The 17,202-nt window shown below is 69.4% G+C and carries 16 protein-coding genes and 3 tRNA genes; 10 read left to right on the forward strand and 9 right to left on the reverse strand.

Going from position 1 to position 17,202, the window contains the following annotated elements:
* Positions 1 to 42 precede the first annotated feature (42 nt).
* Positions 43 to 2,532 (forward strand): ATP-dependent Clp protease ATP-binding subunit, encoded by a 2,490-nt coding sequence (locus ON26_RS00660; RefSeq protein WP_040793931.1) that lies wholly within the window; start codon positions 43 to 45, stop codon positions 2,530 to 2,532.
* Positions 2,533 to 2,613: 81 nt separating this feature from the next.
* On the opposite strand, the gene ON26_RS00665 is transcribed toward ON26_RS00660, so the two are convergent.
* The 4 genes from ON26_RS00665 to ON26_RS00680 form a co-directional block, all read right to left on the reverse strand.
* On the reverse strand, positions 2,614 to 3,519 hold the full coding sequence (locus ON26_RS00665; protein ID WP_083883636.1) for an alpha/beta fold hydrolase: 906 nt from the start codon (positions 3,517 to 3,519) through the stop codon (positions 2,614 to 2,616).
* 151 nt (positions 3,520 to 3,670) lie between these two features.
* Positions 3,671 to 3,743 (reverse strand) — tRNA-Arg (locus tag ON26_RS00670).
* A gap of 35 nt (positions 3,744 to 3,778) precedes the next feature.
* Positions 3,779 to 3,868, reverse strand: a tRNA-Ser gene (locus ON26_RS00675).
* 91 nt (positions 3,869 to 3,959) lie between these two features.
* The gene (locus ON26_RS00680; protein ID WP_040793932.1) at positions 3,960 to 4,679 is read right to left on the reverse strand and encodes a dienelactone hydrolase family protein; all 720 of its coding nucleotides are present in this window, start codon (positions 4,677 to 4,679) and stop codon (positions 3,960 to 3,962) included.
* Between the two features lie 169 nt (positions 4,680 to 4,848).
* Between ON26_RS00680 and hisC the strand changes: the two genes are divergently transcribed.
* The gene (gene hisC, locus ON26_RS00685; RefSeq protein ID WP_040793933.1) at positions 4,849 to 5,940 is read left to right on the forward strand and encodes a histidinol-phosphate transaminase; all 1,092 of its coding nucleotides are present in this window, start codon (positions 4,849 to 4,851) and stop codon (positions 5,938 to 5,940) included.
* 69 nt (positions 5,941 to 6,009) lie between these two features.
* On the opposite strand, the gene ON26_RS00690 is transcribed toward hisC, so the two are convergent.
* The 3 genes from ON26_RS00690 to ON26_RS00705 all read right to left on the reverse strand — a co-directional run bounded on the left by ON26_RS00690 (position 6,010) and on the right by ON26_RS00705 (position 8,669).
* Positions 6,010 to 6,738: a maleylpyruvate isomerase family mycothiol-dependent enzyme gene (locus ON26_RS00690; RefSeq protein WP_040793934.1), complete on the reverse strand. Its 729-nt coding sequence runs from the start codon at positions 6,736 to 6,738 to the stop codon at positions 6,010 to 6,012.
* A gap of 309 nt (positions 6,739 to 7,047) precedes the next feature.
* Positions 7,048 to 7,539 carry a very short patch repair endonuclease gene (locus ON26_RS00700; RefSeq protein ID WP_281032339.1) on the reverse strand — a complete coding sequence of 164 codons (492 nt, stop codon included), beginning with the start codon at positions 7,537 to 7,539 and terminating at the stop codon, positions 7,048 to 7,050.
* Entirely contained in the window at positions 7,536 to 8,669 is a 1,134-nt protein-coding gene (locus tag ON26_RS00705) for a DNA cytosine methyltransferase (protein ID WP_174375350.1), read from the reverse strand. The genes ON26_RS00700 and ON26_RS00705 overlap by 4 nt, the downstream gene beginning before the upstream one ends.
* A 201-nt stretch (positions 8,670 to 8,870) precedes the next feature.
* Between ON26_RS00705 and ON26_RS00710 the strand changes: the two genes are divergently transcribed.
* Positions 8,871 to 9,440: a putative glycolipid-binding domain-containing protein gene (locus ON26_RS00710; protein ID WP_083883637.1), complete on the forward strand. Its 570-nt coding sequence runs from the start codon at positions 8,871 to 8,873 to the stop codon at positions 9,438 to 9,440.
* A gap of 52 nt (positions 9,441 to 9,492) precedes the next feature.
* Here ON26_RS00710 and ON26_RS00715 read toward each other — a convergent pair whose 3' ends face one another.
* Complete coding sequence (locus tag ON26_RS00715; RefSeq protein ID WP_040793937.1) at positions 9,493 to 10,470, reverse strand: prephenate dehydrogenase; 978 nt, start codon at positions 10,468 to 10,470, stop codon at positions 9,493 to 9,495.
* Positions 10,471 to 10,528: 58 nt separating this feature from the next.
* Here ON26_RS00715 and ON26_RS00720 point away from each other — a divergent pair, with 58 nt between their 5' ends.
* The 5 genes from ON26_RS00720 (at position 10,529) to ON26_RS00740 (ending at position 13,467) form a co-directional block, all read left to right on the forward strand.
* Entirely contained in the window at positions 10,529 to 11,068 is a 540-nt protein-coding gene (locus ON26_RS00720) for a tRNA adenosine deaminase-associated protein (RefSeq protein WP_040793938.1), read from the forward strand.
* A 2-nt stretch (positions 11,069 to 11,070) separates the two neighbouring features.
* Positions 11,071 to 11,547, forward strand: coding sequence for a nucleoside deaminase (locus ON26_RS00725; protein ID WP_040793993.1), 477 nt, complete (start codon positions 11,071 to 11,073; stop codon positions 11,545 to 11,547).
* A gap of 71 nt (positions 11,548 to 11,618) precedes the next feature.
* Positions 11,619 to 11,706, forward strand: a tRNA-Ser gene (locus tag ON26_RS00730).
* A 156-nt stretch (positions 11,707 to 11,862) separates the two neighbouring features.
* Positions 11,863 to 13,104, forward strand: coding sequence for an amidohydrolase (locus tag ON26_RS00735; RefSeq protein ID WP_040793939.1), 1,242 nt, complete (start codon positions 11,863 to 11,865; stop codon positions 13,102 to 13,104).
* 153 nt (positions 13,105 to 13,257) lie between these two features.
* Positions 13,258 to 13,467, forward strand: coding sequence for a hypothetical protein (locus ON26_RS00740; RefSeq protein WP_040793940.1), 210 nt, complete (start codon positions 13,258 to 13,260; stop codon positions 13,465 to 13,467).
* A gap of 89 nt (positions 13,468 to 13,556) precedes the next feature.
* Here ON26_RS00740 and ON26_RS00745 read toward each other — a convergent pair whose 3' ends face one another.
* Positions 13,557 to 15,848, reverse strand: a complete 2,292-nt coding sequence (locus tag ON26_RS00745; RefSeq protein ID WP_040793941.1) for an MMPL family transporter — start codon at positions 15,846 to 15,848, stop codon at positions 13,557 to 13,559.
* A 203-nt stretch (positions 15,849 to 16,051) separates the two neighbouring features.
* Here ON26_RS00745 and ON26_RS00750 point away from each other — a divergent pair, with 203 nt between their 5' ends.
* Together ON26_RS00750 and ON26_RS00755 are read left to right on the forward strand one after the other, a co-directional pair.
* Positions 16,052 to 16,645, forward strand: a complete 594-nt coding sequence (locus ON26_RS00750) for a TetR/AcrR family transcriptional regulator (protein WP_040793942.1) — start codon at positions 16,052 to 16,054, stop codon at positions 16,643 to 16,645.
* 58 nt (positions 16,646 to 16,703) lie between these two features.
* On the forward strand, positions 16,704 to 17,168 hold the full coding sequence (locus ON26_RS00755; protein ID WP_040793943.1) for an RrF2 family transcriptional regulator: 465 nt from the start codon (positions 16,704 to 16,706) through the stop codon (positions 17,166 to 17,168).
* Positions 17,169 to 17,202 lie beyond the last annotated feature (34 nt).

A 17,202-nucleotide genomic window follows, 5' to 3' on the forward strand; every position in this document is an offset into this window, starting at 1 on the left:
TCCGAGCCAGATTGCTGTATTCAGAGATTTGGAGGATAGGACATGGCCGAGGGCCGTAGCGGCATGGGCGATCCCTTCGACGACATTTTCGCCAGGTTCTTCGGATCAGGGTTGTCGTCCCGGCCCCCGGTCCAGCGCGTCGATCTCGGACGACTGCTCACCGACGACGCCAGACGCCTGATCGCGATCGCCCGCGACGCCGCGCGCGAATGGGGCAATACCGAGATCACCCCGGAACACCTGTTGTACGCGGCGGCGCAGAACGATCCCACCCGCGGCATTCTGAGCAGCATCAATCTCGATCCGGACGCGCTCGCGGCCAAGATGGCGGCACACGCCGAGAAGCAGGCGGCCGCGGGCGTCGTGCCGGGCGCCCCCGGCCTCAGCCCGTCCGCGAAACTCGCGATGCGGACCGCGCAGCAGCAGGCGGGGGAGGCGGGCCGCGGTTACATCGGCCCGGAGCACATCCTCATCGGCATCGCCGCGAACTCCGAGAGCCCGGCGGGCAAGGCCTTGCTCGGCGCGACGATCGAGGGCGACAAGGCGGCATCCTCGCCCAGCCCGACCCCCACCCTCGACGAGTACGGGCGCGATCTCACCGCCGAGGCGCGGGCGGGCAACATCGATCCCGTCGTCGGCCGGGCCGAGGAGGTCGAGCAGACCATCGAGATCCTGTCCCGCCGCCGCAAGAACAATCCCGTCCTCATCGGGGACCCCGGCGTCGGCAAGACCGCAATCGTCGAGGGACTCGCGCAGCGCATCGTCAACGGCGATGTGCCCTCCACCCTCGCCGATCGGCGTGTGGTGGCGCTGGACGTCGGCTCGCTCGTGGCGGGCACCAAGTACCGCGGCGAGTTCGAGGAACGGCTGACCAAGATCCTCGACGAGGTCAAGACTCATTCCGATGAGCTCGTGCTGTTCATCGACGAGTTGCACACCATCGTCGGCGCGGGCGCCGGCGGGGAGGGGGCCATGGACGCGGGCAATATGCTCAAGCCGGCGCTGGCCCGCGGCGAACTGCACGCGATCGGCGCCACCACGATCGACGAATACCGCAAGCACATCGAGAAGGACGCCGCTCTCGAACGCCGTTTCCAGCCCGTGCTGGTGGCCGAACCGTCGGTGGACGACACCATCGAGATCCTGCGCGGCCTCGTGGACAACTACGAGGCGCACCACCAGGTCCACTACACCGACGAGGCCCTCGTCGCCGCCGCCGAATTGTCCGACCGGTACATCACCGACCGCTTCATGCCGGACAAGGCGATCGACCTGGTCGATCAGGCAGGCGCCAGGGTCCGGCTGCGCACTCGGACACCGGACGTGGACACCCGGTCGTTGGAGGAGGAGATCGCCCGGCTCGAGCGCGAGAAGGAGTCCGCCGTCGGGCAGGAGGACTACGAACGCGCCAAGGAGCTCAAGGCCCGGATCATCGAGGCCGAGGAACGGCTCGGCGAGACCGCCGAGGAGAGCACGCCCGAGGTGACCGTCCTCGACATCGCGCATGTCGTCTCGCGGCAGACCGGCATCCCGGTCGCCGATCTCACCGCCGAGGAGCGCGAACGGCTCATGCGCCTCGAGGACGTACTGCATCAGCGGGTGATCGGACAGCGGGAGGCGGTCACCGCGGTCGCGGAGGCGGTGCGGCGTTCCCGGGCGGGGCTGTCGGACCCGAACCGGCCGATCGGCTCGTTCATGTTCCTCGGGCCCACCGGGGTCGGGAAGACCGAGACCGCGAAGGCGTTGGCGGAGGCCGTGTTCGGCGACGAAGACCGGATGATCCGCTTCGACATGAGCGAGTTCCAGGAGAAACACACGGTCTCGCGCCTGGTCGGCGCCCCGCCCGGATACGTCGGCTACGAGGAGGCGGGCCAGCTCACCGACAAGGTGCGCAGGCAGCCGTATTCGGTGGTGCTGTTCGACGAGGTGGAGAAGGCGCACCCGGACGTCTTCAACGTCCTGCTGCAGCTGCTCGACGACGGACGCGTCACCGACGCGCAGGGGCGCACCGTGGACTTCAAGAACACGATTGTCATCCTCACCAGCAATATCGGCTCGGACCTGATCCTGGGCGCGACGAGCGAGCAGGTCGACGATCTGGTGCCGACGCTGATGGAGCGGATGCGCGCGCACTTCCGGCCCGAGTTCCTCAACCGCCTCGACGAGACGATCGTCTTCCACCGCCTCGACCAGACCGAGTTGCGGCAGATCATCGAACTCATCCTCGACGGCACCCGGCGCCAGCTGCACGCCCAGCACGTGGAGCTCGACATCACCGACCGCGCGATCGACTGGCTCGCCGATCGCGGCTACCAGCCGGAGTTCGGCGCGCGCCCGCTGCGCCGCACCGTTCAGAAGGAACTGGAGAACCGACTGGCCGGGCTGCTGCTGTCGGGCGAGCTCGAACCCGACGACACGGTCCGGGTGTCGGCGAACGGAAACCTCGAACTCGGCGTGGTGCACCCGGGCAAGGGCGAAGGTTCGTTGCCGACCACGGGCAGCGAGTCGGAGAAGGCGTCGTCGGGCGCCTGATCATCGAGCCGCGAACCACACGGGAGCCGGCCCCTGAGCGACCGCCCGCGTGCCGCTGACCAGGTCACCGGGAAGAGTGCGTCATTCCGGATGGATCTCTGCCGCGGCACCCCTGCCGGTGGCTCGGAGACGCTGTTGAAAGCTGTGGATGGATTCGGCAACCCGCGCCGGCTGCTCGATATTGGGCGAATGCCCGGCGCCGTCGATGATCTCGACATGCGCTCCGGCTCGGCGGTATCGCGCGCTGGTGGGCTCCCAGTCGTAGAACCGATCGTCGCGGCCGTGGAGCACCAGGGTCGGCAGCGCGAGATCGCGGACCTGCTGATCGAGCGGCCGGGCGGCCAGCCTGGCCCGGCGATCGACCAGTACCGTGCGCGCCATGACAGGGCTCATCGCCCGATGGTCCCGCACGGCCTGGCCGCGTTCGGGAAACCCCGTCTCGATATCGAAGCCGGGCCCCACGCCGTAGCGCATGCCGAGTTCGATGAAGGGTGCGATCGCGAGCCGATGCAGGATCGGACCGAGCATGTCGTGCCCGAGCAGTTGGTTGCCGATCGGATAGTGCGCGCCGTCCAGATCGGGAGCCTGGTCGATCAGCACGAGGCCGGTGATCCGATCGGTGCTCTCCGCCGTGGCCAGGACCACGTCGGCGCCGAAGGAGTGCCCGACAGCGGTCACTTCCGTCAGTTCCAGGAAGTCGAGCACTTCGGCCAGCATCCGCCCCTGATCCGGGCTGTCCAGATGAGTGTCGCCCCCGGTGAGACCGTGACCGCGCAGGTCGACGCGGACGAGGTGGTAGCGGTCGGCGAGCAACTCCGCGAGCCGGTCGTACCAGTGCAGCGACCCGGCGAACCCGTGGACCAGCAGCAGCGATCGTGCGTCCGGGTCGCCGCCGCGCCGCAGATGCACCGGCCCGTACCCGGTCGTGACGAACTCCGCCCTCGGCCGCCGCGACTGCCGAACACCCGACCGGCCCGTCCATCCCACGCTGCACTCCTTCGCTCCTCCGGCCTCCCGCTGTCCGGTTCACCGATGCACCGATCCCACCACGATGAAAGCAGTGCGCGGCTTCGAGGCGAGTGGCGCTGAACGAAAATCTGCCCCTGAACTGTTCGAGCAGTTCAGGGGCAGATCGTTGTGCGCCCGAAGGGATTCGAACCCCTAACCTTCTGATCCGTAGTCAGATGCTCTATCCGTTGAGCTACGGGCGCATGGGTATTCAGTTGTTCACCCGGCGAACCGGGCTTGGCGGAGGCGAGAGGATTTGAACCTCCGGTCCCCGTGAAGGGACAACTCATTAGCAGTGAGTCCCATTCGGCCGCTCTGGCACGCCTCCTGGTAGCCCCTCTTCGAGGGCGCCGACCCTTTCGGGCCGCCGAGCAAGAAGGTTACAGTACCTTCCCGCTGGATAACAAAACGCCTGGTAGTCAGCGTAAATTGCTGTCGAACCAGTCGAAGATCCTGGTTTGGGAATCGGTGGTGAAGTTGTCGTCGTCGGCCCCGTCGGACGTAGCGGCCGGGGTGTCGGCGCGGTGGCGGAGGCCGGGGTAGGTGATCACGAGACTGGCGACGGCGGCGCGGGCGGCGGCGTCGCGGAGTTTCTCGACCTCGTCGGGCATGGTCTCGGGGTCGTCGTCGCCGTAGAGGCCGAGCCAGGGCGCCTGCAGGTCGGGGGCGGCCTGGATGAGGGCGGCGGCCTCGTCGGTAAGTGGTTCGGCGATGCCGGGGGCGGCGACGGTGACGGCGGCGCCGACGGGCCGGTTGGTCGCGACCAGGAATGCGGCGGTGCCCGCGTGGTCGAAGCCGAGGACGCCGATGCAGTCGGGGAAGACGCCGCGGGTGGTGAGCCAGTCGAAGCTGGCGTCGAAATCGTCGAAGAGATCCTGCCCGAACACTTCCCGGTCGGCGGTGTCGGTGCGGTGGAACAGGTCGGGCGCCACGACGGTCCAGCCCTCGTTGGACAGCGCGTGCATGAACTCCAGCAACGAACCGGTGAACTCCCTGGACTCGTGCAGCAGCACGATCCCGCCTCGCGAATGGCCCTCCGGTTCGACCACCGTCAGAGGTACTCGAGTCTTCGCGCCGGAGCGCTCTTCACAGTCCGCGCCGCCACGAAGCTGGGCGACGTCGCTGAACATGCCCGACATGAAACCAGGGTAGGGCGATTGACGAATATTGGCGAGAAATTGCTCCCTGGCCCGCTCAGACCGTAACTTTTCCGGTATCGGACCGGCCTCGGGTCGTTGCTTACATCGTGTACCCGCGCTGTTCCACCGCGCGAAGACCGCGATCGCGGGGCTGGCTAGGCTGGGGGACGTGAGCGCCCACATCCGTCCCGATCTCTCCTCGATCCCCGCCTACACCCCCGGTCGCAGCAACCCGGGCGCGGTGAAACTGGCGAGCAACGAGACCACGCTGCCGCCGCTGCCCTCGGCGGCGAAGGCGATCGTGGAGGCGGCGGAACTCTCCCATCGTTACCCGGACAACCAGTCGGGCGAACTCCGGGCAGCGCTGGCCGAGTTCCTCGGCGTCGACGTGGCGAATGTCGCGATCGGTTGCGGCAGCGTGGCGCTGTGCCAGGAGCTGGTGCAGATCACCTGCTCCTCGCCGCAGGACGAGGTGCTGTTCGCGTGGCGCTCGTTCGAGGCCTATCCGATCGTCACGCAGGTGGGCAATGCGACCGCGGTGCAGGTGCCGCTGACCGGCCCCGACGCTCCCGCGGCCTACGTGCACGATCTCGACGCCCTGGCGGCGGCGGTGACCGAGCGGACCCGGCTGATCTTCGTCTGCAACCCCAACAATCCCACCGGGACCGCGGTCGGGCGCGCCGAGCTGGAGCGCTTCCTCGACGCGGTGCCCGCGAGCGTGCTGGTGGTGCTGGACGAGGCCTACTACGAGTACATGCGGCTCACCCCGCAGACCCATCCCGACGGCGTGGAGATCGGCCGCGACCGCCCCAATGTGGTTGTGCTGCGCACTTTCTCGAAGGCCTACGGGCTGGCGGGCCTGCGCGTCGGCTACGCGGTGGGCGATCCGGAGGTGATCACCGCGCTGCTGAAGGTGCACATCCCGTTCAGCGTGAACCGGGTGGCGCAGGCGGCGGCCGTCGCCTCGCTCGAGGCGCGGCACGAGCTGCTCGAGCGCACCGACGGGGTGATCGCCGAGCGCGAGAAGATGCGGGCGGCGCTGCTGGCGGCCGGGTACGAGGTGCCGCCGAGCGAGACCAACTTCGTCTGGCTGCCGCTGGGCGAGCGCAGCCTGGACTTCGGCGAGGCCGCCGCGCACGCGGGGGTGCTGGTGCGGCCCTACGGGACCGACGGTGTGCGCGTCACCATCGGCGATCCGCACGAGAACGAGCTGTTCCTCGGCTTCGCCACCGATGCGGGCGTGGTCGCGCGCTTCAGCTGACCGGCCGCGTGCGCCTCCGGTGCCCCCGGAGAAGGTCCGGCCCCACCGCATGGGAGCCGTCGGTATGGCTCAGCGCCAGGCGGGAAGCTCCGGCAGCGGACCTGCGAGGTCGCTTCCGGAGGAACGGCCGATCAGCCAGGCGAGCAGCCGCGCCGACGGGCCGGTGACGGTGTGCCCGGGCTCGCCGGCGCCGACGGTCGCGCGGAAGTCGGTGTCGGTGGCTTCGAGCGCGAATGCCGGGGCGCCCGCGGGCAAGGCGGTGGCGATCTCGGCCGCGGCGCGGGGCAGTTCGTCGGTGACGAAGCGCGCGGGCCAATCGTCGATGGTGTAGCCCGCCGCCAGGTCGACGTGGTGGATCTCCACTTCGAGCAGGCGCATCCGGGCGATCCCGGAGGCATGGACGGGATTGCCCTGGCGGGTGCGCACAGTCGCCGACCAGCTCTGCGCAGGCGCCGTCCCGGTGAGCGCGGACAGGCGGGTGACGGCTGCGGACAGGTCGAGAAGTTGCTGTTCGGCGGGCCGCGGCGCGCCTGCCTCGATATCGAAGTCGCGCAGGTATGCGCTGGCGTACTGGGCGATCTCGACGCCGGTGCGGGCCCAGATCAGCAGATTGACCAGGCTGTCGGCATTGCGGGCGAGGTGGGTGACCACGTGCCCCCTGGTCCACCCGGGCAACAGGGAGGGCGCGCGCAGATCCTCGTCGGTGAGGCCGCGCACGGTGTCGAGCAGACGGGTGGTGCCTGTGGCGACTTGGTCGAGCAGGGCGTGCGGGGTGTAGTCCGGTGCGTCGGTGGTCACCTCCGAGAGCTTATCGCCGCGCGGGATTCATCCGGCCAACGACGGCGTCGGCTTCGATCTCCGACGAGATGTTCGTGCGTGCCGTGGCCCACACATCCGCTTCCGAGCCGTCGGCTGCCGAGCCGATGTCGATCGTGTGCGAACCCGCCGGCTCGCCGCGCCCGAACTTCCGGGCGATATCCGGTTCCCAGTGCCCTGCCAACCGGTGCACAGCCTCCTGTCAGGTTCTGCGGCCAGGCTGGTCGATGAACCGATGGAGGAGGATGTTCTCGATGTTCGGATTGATGTCGGCCCTGGCGGGCTCCGTGGTCATCGCGGCGATGGTCGCGTCGGGTCAACTCGCGCAGAGTGCGCCGCGTTCCCTGGTGCGGGTGCGCGCGCGGCGCTGAGGGCGTCCAGCGCGGCCTGCACGCGGTCGGCCGCGGCGGCGGCGTCCTCGTGTTCCCAGATCCGCACGACCTGCCAGCCCGCGGCGCGCAGGGAATCGTCGGTCGCGCGGTCGCGGGCCACATTGCCGGCCAGCTTCTCCGCCCACCACCGCGCGTTGTTCTTCGGGTCGGTCGCGTGCTGCGGGCAGCGATGCCAGAAGCATCCGTCCACGTAGACGGCGACTTTGCGGCGCGGGAAGACCACGTCGGCGCGTCGGCGTTGCCCGCGGATCGGGGCACGGTCGACGAAATAGCGCAGCCCGCGACGGTGCAGTTCGCGGCGCAAGGCCAGTTCCGGCCCGGTGCCGGTACGCCGCTGCCGCGACATCCGCGCGCTGGTCGCGGCGTCGGTGAGCGGACGCGGCCCGCTCACGCCGCCCAGCCGCCCATCCGGTCGAGATGCCCCGAGACGTCGTCGAGGAAGCCGTCGGGGAAGCGCAGACTACCCATGCTCGCCCGGCGCAGGAAGCCCGCGGTGGCGCGCGCGGACAGCAGCCGCGAGTCGGTGAGGAAGTTCTTCAGATCCTCGTACGGCTCCTGCACCGGCCAGGTCGACACCGGAACACGGTAGGCCCGGCCCGCGTGCCCCCACGCCGCGATCGGCCACGGCTTGCCCGGGCCAAGCGGCTCGGCGTGCGCGACGGGATCGCTCGGGCAGGCCAGCCGCTGCCCCACCCACTCGGCCATCCGCACGCTGACCGCATTGCCGACCAGCTTCCAGCGATGGCCGGGCCGGATGCCCGGTGCGTCGAGCGCGGGCGCCGTCCAGTCGGGGTCGAAGCCCTGTAATCGCTCGCCGTCCACGATGCCGGGCGTGACGATCTCGCCCGAAGGCAGGCGAACGGCGGGCGGGCTGGCGATGCCGAGCGCGGACCCGCCCTTCAACGTCGGCACCGCATTGACCGCCCAGCCCAGGCCGCGCACCCCCTCGGTCCAGTAGAACCCGCAGGGGTCGCGTTCCGGGTCGCCGACGACCGCCTCGCCCGCGTCCTCGCCGAACAGCACCGGACGCGGGTCCTCGGTGCGGGAGGCCAGCATGAGCACCCGCCTGCGCCGCTGCGGCAGGCCGAACGCGCGCGCGTCCACCACCCGGTAGGCCCAGGTGTAGCCCAGTTCGTCGAGGGCGGTGGTGATATGGCGCATGGCCGCGCCGCGCCCGAGCTGCAGCATGAACGGCACGTTCTCGATCAACAGCCAGCGCGGGCCGCGTTTGCGGCGGACCAGCCGGAACACCTCGTCGACCAGACCCGAGCGCTGACCGGTGATGCCCGCGGTGCGACCGGCCTGGGAGAGGTCCTGGCAGGGGAAGCCCGCGGCGACGAGCTCGGTGCCCGCCGGGATGGCGCGCAGGGCGGTGACATCGGTGTGCAGTTCGGTGCCGGGAAAGCGCGCGGCGAGCACGGCCAGCGCGCCAGGTTCGATCTCACACAACAGTTCGGAGGTCCAGCCGTGCGCCGACAGGCCGAGTTCGAGCCCGCCGATACCGGCGAACAATCCCACCATTCGCCCGCCCGTCACCGGTCACCCTTTCTGCGCTCCCACGACGGGCGCCGACACGTTCGCACCCGGTGCTGCACGACAACGTTACTCGAGTCACGGGCCGACCACGGTAGCGGTTCGCGTCATGTGAGACGTGGCCCCCGGCCGATCGTCGCTTACGGTAGATGAGTGACCAACTCAGCCTCTGGCCCCGACAGCGAACCGGTGGCACCCCGGTGGCCGGCGATTCTCACGTGGCGCTCGCACGACGCGCGACGGATCGAGTCGGTACGCGTGACGCTGAACGGCAACCGCATCCGCGCCGCGGGGCGGATGATCGGCGGCGAGTGCGCCGATCACCCGGCCTTCAGCGCCTCCTACGACCTGGTCACCGACGAGAACGGCCGCACCAAGCGGCTGTCGCTGCGCTCCACGACCGCCTCGGGCGAGCGCCAGGCCTCCATCGCACGTGACGAGGAGAACTACTGGCTCGTCGACGCGGGCGGCACCCATGTGCGCTCGACCTTCGGCGGCGCGCTCGATGTGGACGTGGTGCTCAGCCCGTTCTTCAACACCCTGCCGATCCGCCGGTACGGCTTGCAGCACGCGGTCGACGAGGTGGTGGTTCCGGTCGTCTACGTGCGGCTGCCCGAACTGCTGGTACAGGAAGCGTCGCTGACCTACAGCAGCGGGGCCGACGGCATCGGCGTGCTCTCGCCGGTCTCGAGCGCTACCGTCACCGTCGACACCGACGGGTTCCTCCTCGACTATCCGGGGCTGGCCGAACGCATCTGAGAGCAAGCGCGATCGGCGATGCGGTCGACGGACGCACAGCGCGGCGAGTGGCTCACGCCGGTGAGCTGCGATCGGGGCGTCGGTCCAGCGCGGTGATGACCCCGCCGCGCGCCCCGGCCTCGCGCAGCCGGGCGAGCCAGTCGTGGTCGCCCGGCCGAACATCGGTGATCTCCCAGCGCTCGGCGGTGCGGTAGGCACTGTGCCCGTCGTGTCCGGCCGCGACCAGCTCGGTCAGTGTCCCGTCGGCGCGCAGGCTGTCACGGGCCGCCCCGAGCACTGCCAGCGTCTCCTCCAGCACGTCGAGCAGCGCGTCCGCGTTCGGTTCGCAGATGGCCCGCACCAGATCCGGCGCGGTGCCCGCGACCCGGGTGCCGTCGCGGAACGACCCCGCCGCCAGGCCGAGCGCGAGCGGCCCGCCCGCCGCGCCGGACACCGCCAGCGCCTCGGCGAGCACATGCGGCAGATGCGAGATCCGCGCGACCGCACGATCGTGTTCGGCGGCCACGACCGGCACCACCACCGACCCGCAGGCCAGTGCCAGCCGCACCACCTGCGTCCATGCTTCGGCCTTCGTGCCCTCGTCCACCCCGACGGCCCACACCGCACCGCGGAACAGCTCGGGATCGGTTGCGGCCCAGCCTGATTCCGCGGTGCCCGCCATCGGATGCCCGCCCACATAGTGTTCGGCCAGCCCGTGTTTCGAGACGGCTTGGGCGACCGGCGTTTTCACGCTGACGACATCGGTCAGCAGGCAGCCCGGCGCGTACGTGGCGACCATGGACAGGATGTGGTCGACCGCGGGCATCGGCACGGCGAGCACGACCAGCGCGCCGGTCGCGGCGGCCCGGCGCAGCACGCCGGGCAGGTCTGCGAGCACGTCGAATCCGTCGGCCCGCGCGGCCTGCGCGCCTGCCTCCGACCGGTTGTAGGCGAAAGCCTCATATCCGGCGTTGTGGGCGGCGCGCAGCACAGAACCGCCGATCAAACCCGTCCCGAGCACGCACACCGGTACTTTCTGGTCGCCAGTCACCCGAACAGATTGGCATACGAGTTCAACATTTGACCTCGAGCCGACTACCGTTGCGCGCATGGCAGCACAGCGCTCGGGCACGAACAGCGCGACGTCGGAAGATTACGACGACGTGGAGGGGTTCGCAGTGGCCGTGGTCCGCGAGGAAGGCAAGTGGCGGTGTAGTCCGTTGAGCAGTGCGGCACTGACCGATCTGTCGATCGCGGAGACCGAACTGAAGGCTTTGCGCAGTTCGGGCGCGGTGTTCGGGTTGCTGGACGTCGACGACGAATTCTTCGTCGTGCTGCGTCCCGGACCGAGCGGCACCCGCCTGCTCGTCTCCGATGCCACCGCCGCGATCGACTACGACATCGCCGCCGACGTGCTCGAGGCCCTGAACATCGAAGTCCCCGACATCGACCCGGACGAACTCGACGACATCGAGCCGTGGGAGGAGGGCGACCTCGGCGTGCTCGCCGATCTCGGCCTGCCCGAACCGGTCCTGTCGGTCATCCTCGCCGAGACCGATCTCTACCCCGACGAACAACTCGGCATGATCGCCCAGCGCCTCGGCTTCGCCGACGAACTGTCCGCGGTGCTGGACAAGCTGCCCCGGTGACGATGAGCGCGCTCGGCTCGAACCCGTTGCGCGCCGATGCGGCGATGATGCGCGTCGCCATCGAGGCCGCCGCGGCCGCCGACCCACGCGACGTGCCGGTGGGCGCGGTCGTCTTCGACGCCGACGGCCGGGAACTGGCCCGCGCCGCCAATGCCAGGGAAGCGCTCGGCGACCCCACCGCCCACGCCGAGGTGCTGGCCCTGCGCCGCGCCGCCGCGGTCAACGGCGACGGCTGGCGGCTGGAGAACGCCACCCTGGCGGTCACCCTGGAACCGTGCACGATGTGCGCGGGCGCGCTGGTCCTGGCCCGCGTCGGCCGCCTGGTCTTCGGCGCCTGGGAACCCAAGACCGGCGCCGTCGGCTCGCTGTGGGACGTGGTCCGCGACCGCCGCCTCAACCACCGCCCCGAAGTCCGCGGCGGCGTCCTGGAACCCGAATGCGCCGCGCTGCTCGACGCCTTCTTTCGCTCACACCGCTGACCTGCCCCGCCTGGCAATGCTCTGACCAGCGGATTTAGTGATAGGGCCGAGGTGGCTGTATTGTTTTCGGCGGTGGCGTGTCCGAGCGGCCTAAGGAGCACGCCTCGAAAGCGTGTGAGGGGTAACCCCCCTCCGAGGGTTCAAATCCCTCCGCCACCGCTGAGAGCCCCTCACCTGAATCGCCAGGTGAGGGGCTTTTTCATGGGGAAGCGTTGATCTTCCGCCACCGTGGGTAGACGGCGAACGAGCCGGTTTTCTCGGCCCCGGACCGCCGGGTCGAAGCCCGGGGCTCGGACGTTGTCGAAGGAGGCACCGATGACCGCGCCCGCCACGATCGATCCGACGCTCGTCGACCTGTACGAAGATCTCCACCGTCATCCGGAACTGGGGTTCCAGGAGCATCGCACCGCCGGGTTGGTGGCCGAGCGGCTGCGCACGGCGGGGTTCGAGGTCACCACCGGTGTGGGGAAGACCGGCGTGGTCGGCGTTCTGCACAACGGCGCGGGCCCGACCGCGCTGCTGCGCGCCGACATGGACGCGCTTCCGGTCCGGGAGGACACCGGATTGCCGTACGCCAGCACCGTCACGGCCACCGACCGGCACGGCGCCACCGTGCCGGTCGCCCACGCGTGCGGTCATGACCTGCACACCACCTGTCTGCTCGGCGCGGCCGGGATCATGGCCGCCGACCGGTCGGCCTGGTCGGGCACCCTGCTGCTGGTGTTCCAGCCCGCGGAGGAACTCGGCGCGGGCGCGCAGGCCATGGTGGACGACGGCATCTTCGACCGGTTCCCGAAGCCGGACGTCGTGCTCGGCCAGCATGTCGCGCCGCTGCCCGCGGGCCGGATCGCCGGACATCCCGGCCCGTCCTACGCCGGTTCGGATTCGTTGCGGGTGCGGCTGGTCGGCCGGGGCGCGCACGGATCGATGCCGGAGGCCTCCGTCGATCCGGTCGTGCTGGTCGCCGCGACGGTGCTGCGGTTGCAGACCGTCATTTCCCGCGAGATCCCGAGCACCGCGACCGCCGTGCTCACCGTCGGCTCCGTCCACGCGGGCGAAGCGGCCAATGTGATTCCGGGATCCGCCGAGATCCAGCTCAACATCCGCAGCTACGACGCGGCGGTGCGCCGCCGGATTCTCGACAGCGTCGAACGGATCGTGCGCGGCGAAGCGGCGACGGCGGGTGCGCCGCAGGAGCCGACCATCACCGAGATCGAGCGTTTTCCCGTCGTCGTCAACGACTCTCGGGCGCTGCGCAGGAGCCTCGACGCCATCGCGTCCTGGCTCGGCGAGGACAACGTTCTCGACCCGGGCGCGGGGGCGGGCAGCGAGGACGTCGGCATCTTCGCCACCAGTTCCGGTGCACCGCTGTCGTATTGGCTGCTCGGCGGCGCGGACCCGTCCCTGTTCACCACCGGCGACATGAGCGACCCCGCGCTGCTGAAGGTCCCGTCGAATCACTCGCCGCACTACGCCCCCGTCATCGACCCCACCCTCGGGATCGGCGTGCGCGCTCTGGTGAGCGCGGCGTGCGAGTGGCTGCCCTCCGGCCGATAGCGGCGCCGTCCGTCCGGTAAACGAAATCCTCGCGAACCGCACTTCCCGCGTGAATCGGGCGTGAGCGGGTATTCCGCTGACGTTGGCAGCGGGAAGGGGACGGGTGCCGGGTGCGCCGCCGAACCGTCCGCAAGAACGATGCGCGAGAGTGACATGAGAATTGGAAGTGCAATTGTTCTGATCTGGTTGTTGATCGGTGTGGTGGCCTGCGTGCAGCGTGACTACTTCGACAACAGCGGCCCCGTCGACTGCGCCGGTATCGGGACCGTCGCGGTCACCGTGATCGCCGGACCGCTCAACTACATGGGCGTGAATCCGAAGATCGCGAACTGCGATGTCGATGTGCCGCAGCCGAGTCCGTAGCGGGCGGCCGGGGACGACGCAGTGACGGCAACGGCCCCGCACCAGTGGTGCGGGGCCGTTGCCGTGTGCGGTGGAATCGTCGGGATCGGTCAGACGCCGACCGGCTCCTTGGCCGGAGCGGCCGAGAGCTCTTGGCGCTCGCGCAGTTTCGTACCCTCCACGTCGATCTCGGGCAGGATGCGGTCCAGCCACGCGGGCATCCACCACGACCACTTGCCCATGATCACCAGCAGCGCCGGGATCAGCACCATGCGCACCACGAAGGCGTCGAACAGCACGCCCGCGGCGAGCGCGAAGCCGAAGGACTTCACGGTGACATCGGGTTCGAGGATGAACGAGGCGAACACCGAGATCATGATGATCGCCGCAGCGGTCACCACCCGGGCGCCGTGGTGGTAGCCGGAGACCACGGCCTCGGTCGGCGACTTGCCGTGCACGTACTCCTCGCGCATGCGGGTCACCAGGAACACCTGGTAGTCCATCGCGAGGCCGAACACCAGGCCGATCAACATGATCGGCAGGAAGCTGACGATCGGATGCGGCTCGGACACCAGGCCGAACGCGCCCTCCTGGAAGATCAGCACCGTCGCGCCGAAGGTGGCCGCCATCGACAGCAGGAAGCCGAGCGCGGCGGTCAGCGGGACCAGAACGGAGCGGAACACCAGGATCAGCAGCACGAAGGCCGCGCCGGCCACGATGGCCAGGTAGGGGACGATCTTGCTGAGCAGCACGTGGTCGATGTCGGCGTAGATGGCGGTGGAGCCGGTGATGCCGTACTCCATGCCGTACTGCGCCTTCAGCTCGCTCTCGGCGTCGCGGGCTTCGGCGACCAGATCCTTGGTCGCCTGATTGTTCGGGCCCGCCTTCGGCACGGCGTCGAGCATGGCGCCCGCGCCGTTCTGGCTGATCATCGGCATGGTCACGTAGTCCATGTCCGGATAGCCGGCCAGCCGGTCGCGCAGCGCGTTCACGGCTTCCTCACGCCGGTCGCCCGGCACGTTCTCCAGGTCGACGACGACATTGAGCACGCCGTTGCTGCCCTCGCCGAAGCCTTCGGTGCGCAGCTCGTAGGCCTTGCGGACGGTGGAGTCCGACGGCATGGCGTCCTCGCCGGGCAGACCGAGGTTCAGGTTCACGGCGGGCGCGGCCAGGGCGCCGAGCACGATCACGCTGAGCACCACCGCGACCCAGGGGGCCTTGCCGATCAGCCGCCCGAAACGCATGCCGTTGGTGACCGCCGAGTCGTCCTCGGGGTCGTGCTTGGCGACGAAGGGCAGCTTCGGGGTGAACAGGAAGCGGCCGAACGCGCCGAGCAGGGCGGGCATCAGGGTGATGGCGGTGATCACGGCGAAGGCGGCGGCGATGGCGCCGCCCAGACCCATGAAGGTCAGGAACTGCACGCCGACGATGCTCAGCCCGGCCAGCGCGATGATGACGGTCAGTCCGGCGAACACGACCGCCGAGCCCGCGGTGCCCAGGGCGACGCCGGCGGCTTCCTCGGGCGAATCCTGCACCGTCAGTTCGTGTTTGTAGCGGGAGACGATGAACAGCGCGTAGTCGATGGACAGCGCGATGCCGATCATGGAGGCCAGGAAGGTGGTGAAGCTGGGGATCTCCATGAACGAGGTGCCGAGGGTGACCATCGAGATGGCCGCGCCGAGGCCCGCGATGGCGGTGATGATCGGCACGAAGGCGGCCACGATCGCGCCGAAGCCGACGATCATGACGACCAGTGCCACGGCCATGCCGATCATCTCGGCCTGACCGCTCGGCTGCACTTCCTCCTGCGCGATGCTGCCGCTCATCTCGACGGTCAGCCCGGCCGCCCTGGCGGCGTCGGCCACGTCGTAGGCGGCCTCGCGGTTGTCGGCGGTGATGTCGGCGAACGTGGGGATGGTGAAGGGGACCGCGATCACGGCCACCGAGTCCGGCGCCTCGGTGTTGAGCACGTTCAGCGGCGCGCCGCTGCAGGTGGCGGGATCGGGCGCGGCCAGGCAGCCCATCGCCTCGGCGGCCAGGATCGGATTGGTCACCGGCTTGCTGTGGTCGACGATGTCGAGCCGGTCGAGCGCGGCGACGAAGGCGTCGACCGCGGCGCGATTGGCCGGGTCGGTGAGCTTCTGGCCCTCGGGCGCGGCGACGACGTAGGTGCCGGTGACCGCGTCGAGCTGGAAGGCCGACGAGGCGCCGGGGAAGTGTTTGTCGAGGATTTCGGTGGCGCGTTCGGAGGGGAGCGCGGGCATGCTGAAGTCGTTGCTCATCGGCTTGCCCAGCTGCGCGCCCAGCGCGGCCAGAACTCCGAGCAGGACGAGCCAGACGGGCAGCACTATCCATTTACGGCGGAAAGCGAACTTTCCGAATCGGTACAGATAGACGGACACGAGTGGTTTCTCCTAGCGATGACAGGGACGTGCTCGTTCATGGCTTGCGTAGACAGCACTCGCGGGGCTGTTCGGGCGCCCCGCCTCCACAATCGCTCCTGCCTACCGTGCGGTAGGTAGACTACCCAGCGAATAAGCGGAGGAACAACCTCAGCTTTCGTGACCCGGCCTACATATAACAGCCGGGGTGAGAGGATCATCCCATGGCTCAACCGTATGCAGCCCAGAGCATCATCGCAGGTGGCGGCACCAAAATGGCGATCCGGGACGCCGCTGTGCGGCTTTTCGGAAGCAAGGGCTTCGAACAGACGAGCCTGCGTGAGGTCGCGGATGCGGTAGGGATCACAAAGGCGTCTCTCTACTATCACTATCCATCCAAGCTCGACCTGTTGCTGGCGATCATCGATCCGGTCGTGGAGAACATCCGCCGGGTCGTCGCCGAGGTCGACGGACTGCGCCACGACGCCGATACCGTGCGTCGGGTGCTGCGCGACTACCTGCGCGGCATGGTCCGGCATCGCGATGCCGGTTCCATGTGCGTGCGCGATGCCGTCGCGATCTACAACGCGCTGTCCGAGCGATATCCGGACGTGCTCGAATCGGGCAAGGTGCTCACCGATTGGCTCGCCGGGCCGGACGCGGGTTACGAGGCGCGGGTACGCGCGGCCGCCGCCCTTTCGGTGATCAGCTCGGCCCTCACATCGGACGAATACGTTCCCGGCGTTCCCGACGACGTGCTCGAGACGACCCTGCTCGACGCGGCGACCTCGGTGCTGAACATTCACGCGACCGCGTAGATTCGACCTGTCGCAAGGCCGTCCGTAGTCGAATGAGCTATCAGCCAGGGAGTTCGTCGTGCATATCACCGCGAAGGTCGACTACGCGGTGCGCACCCTGGTCGAGATCGCGCACGTGCCCGCCGGGCCGCTGACCAAGGTGAAGGCCGAGACGATCGCCTCGGCGCAGCGGATCCCGCCCAAGGTGCTCGAGACGGTGCTGGCGGAACTGCGCCGCGCCGAACTCGTGACCAGCAGGCGCGGCCCGGACGGCGGCTACCGGCTGGCCAGGCCCGCCGCCGAGATCTCCGTCGCCGACGTGATCCGCGCGATCGAGGGCCCGCTGGCCTCGGTGCGCGGCGAGCGGCCCGAGGACGTGCGCTATGCCGGCTCGGCCGCGCCCCTGCAGCGGGTGTGGATCGCGCTGCGGGTGAATATCCGCGCGGTACTGGAGAATGTCTCGATCGAGCAGATCGCCACCGACGGGCTGCCCGAATTCGTCGACGCGCTCACCGCCGATCCAGGGGCCTGGTCGCGGCGATGAGCCCGCGACGCTCTGGGCGAAACCTGGGGGCGGT

The sequence above is a fragment of the Nocardia higoensis NBRC 100133 genome (assembly GCF_000308595.1).
Classification (GTDB): Bacteria; Actinomycetota; Actinomycetes; order Mycobacteriales; family Mycobacteriaceae; genus Nocardia; species Nocardia higoensis.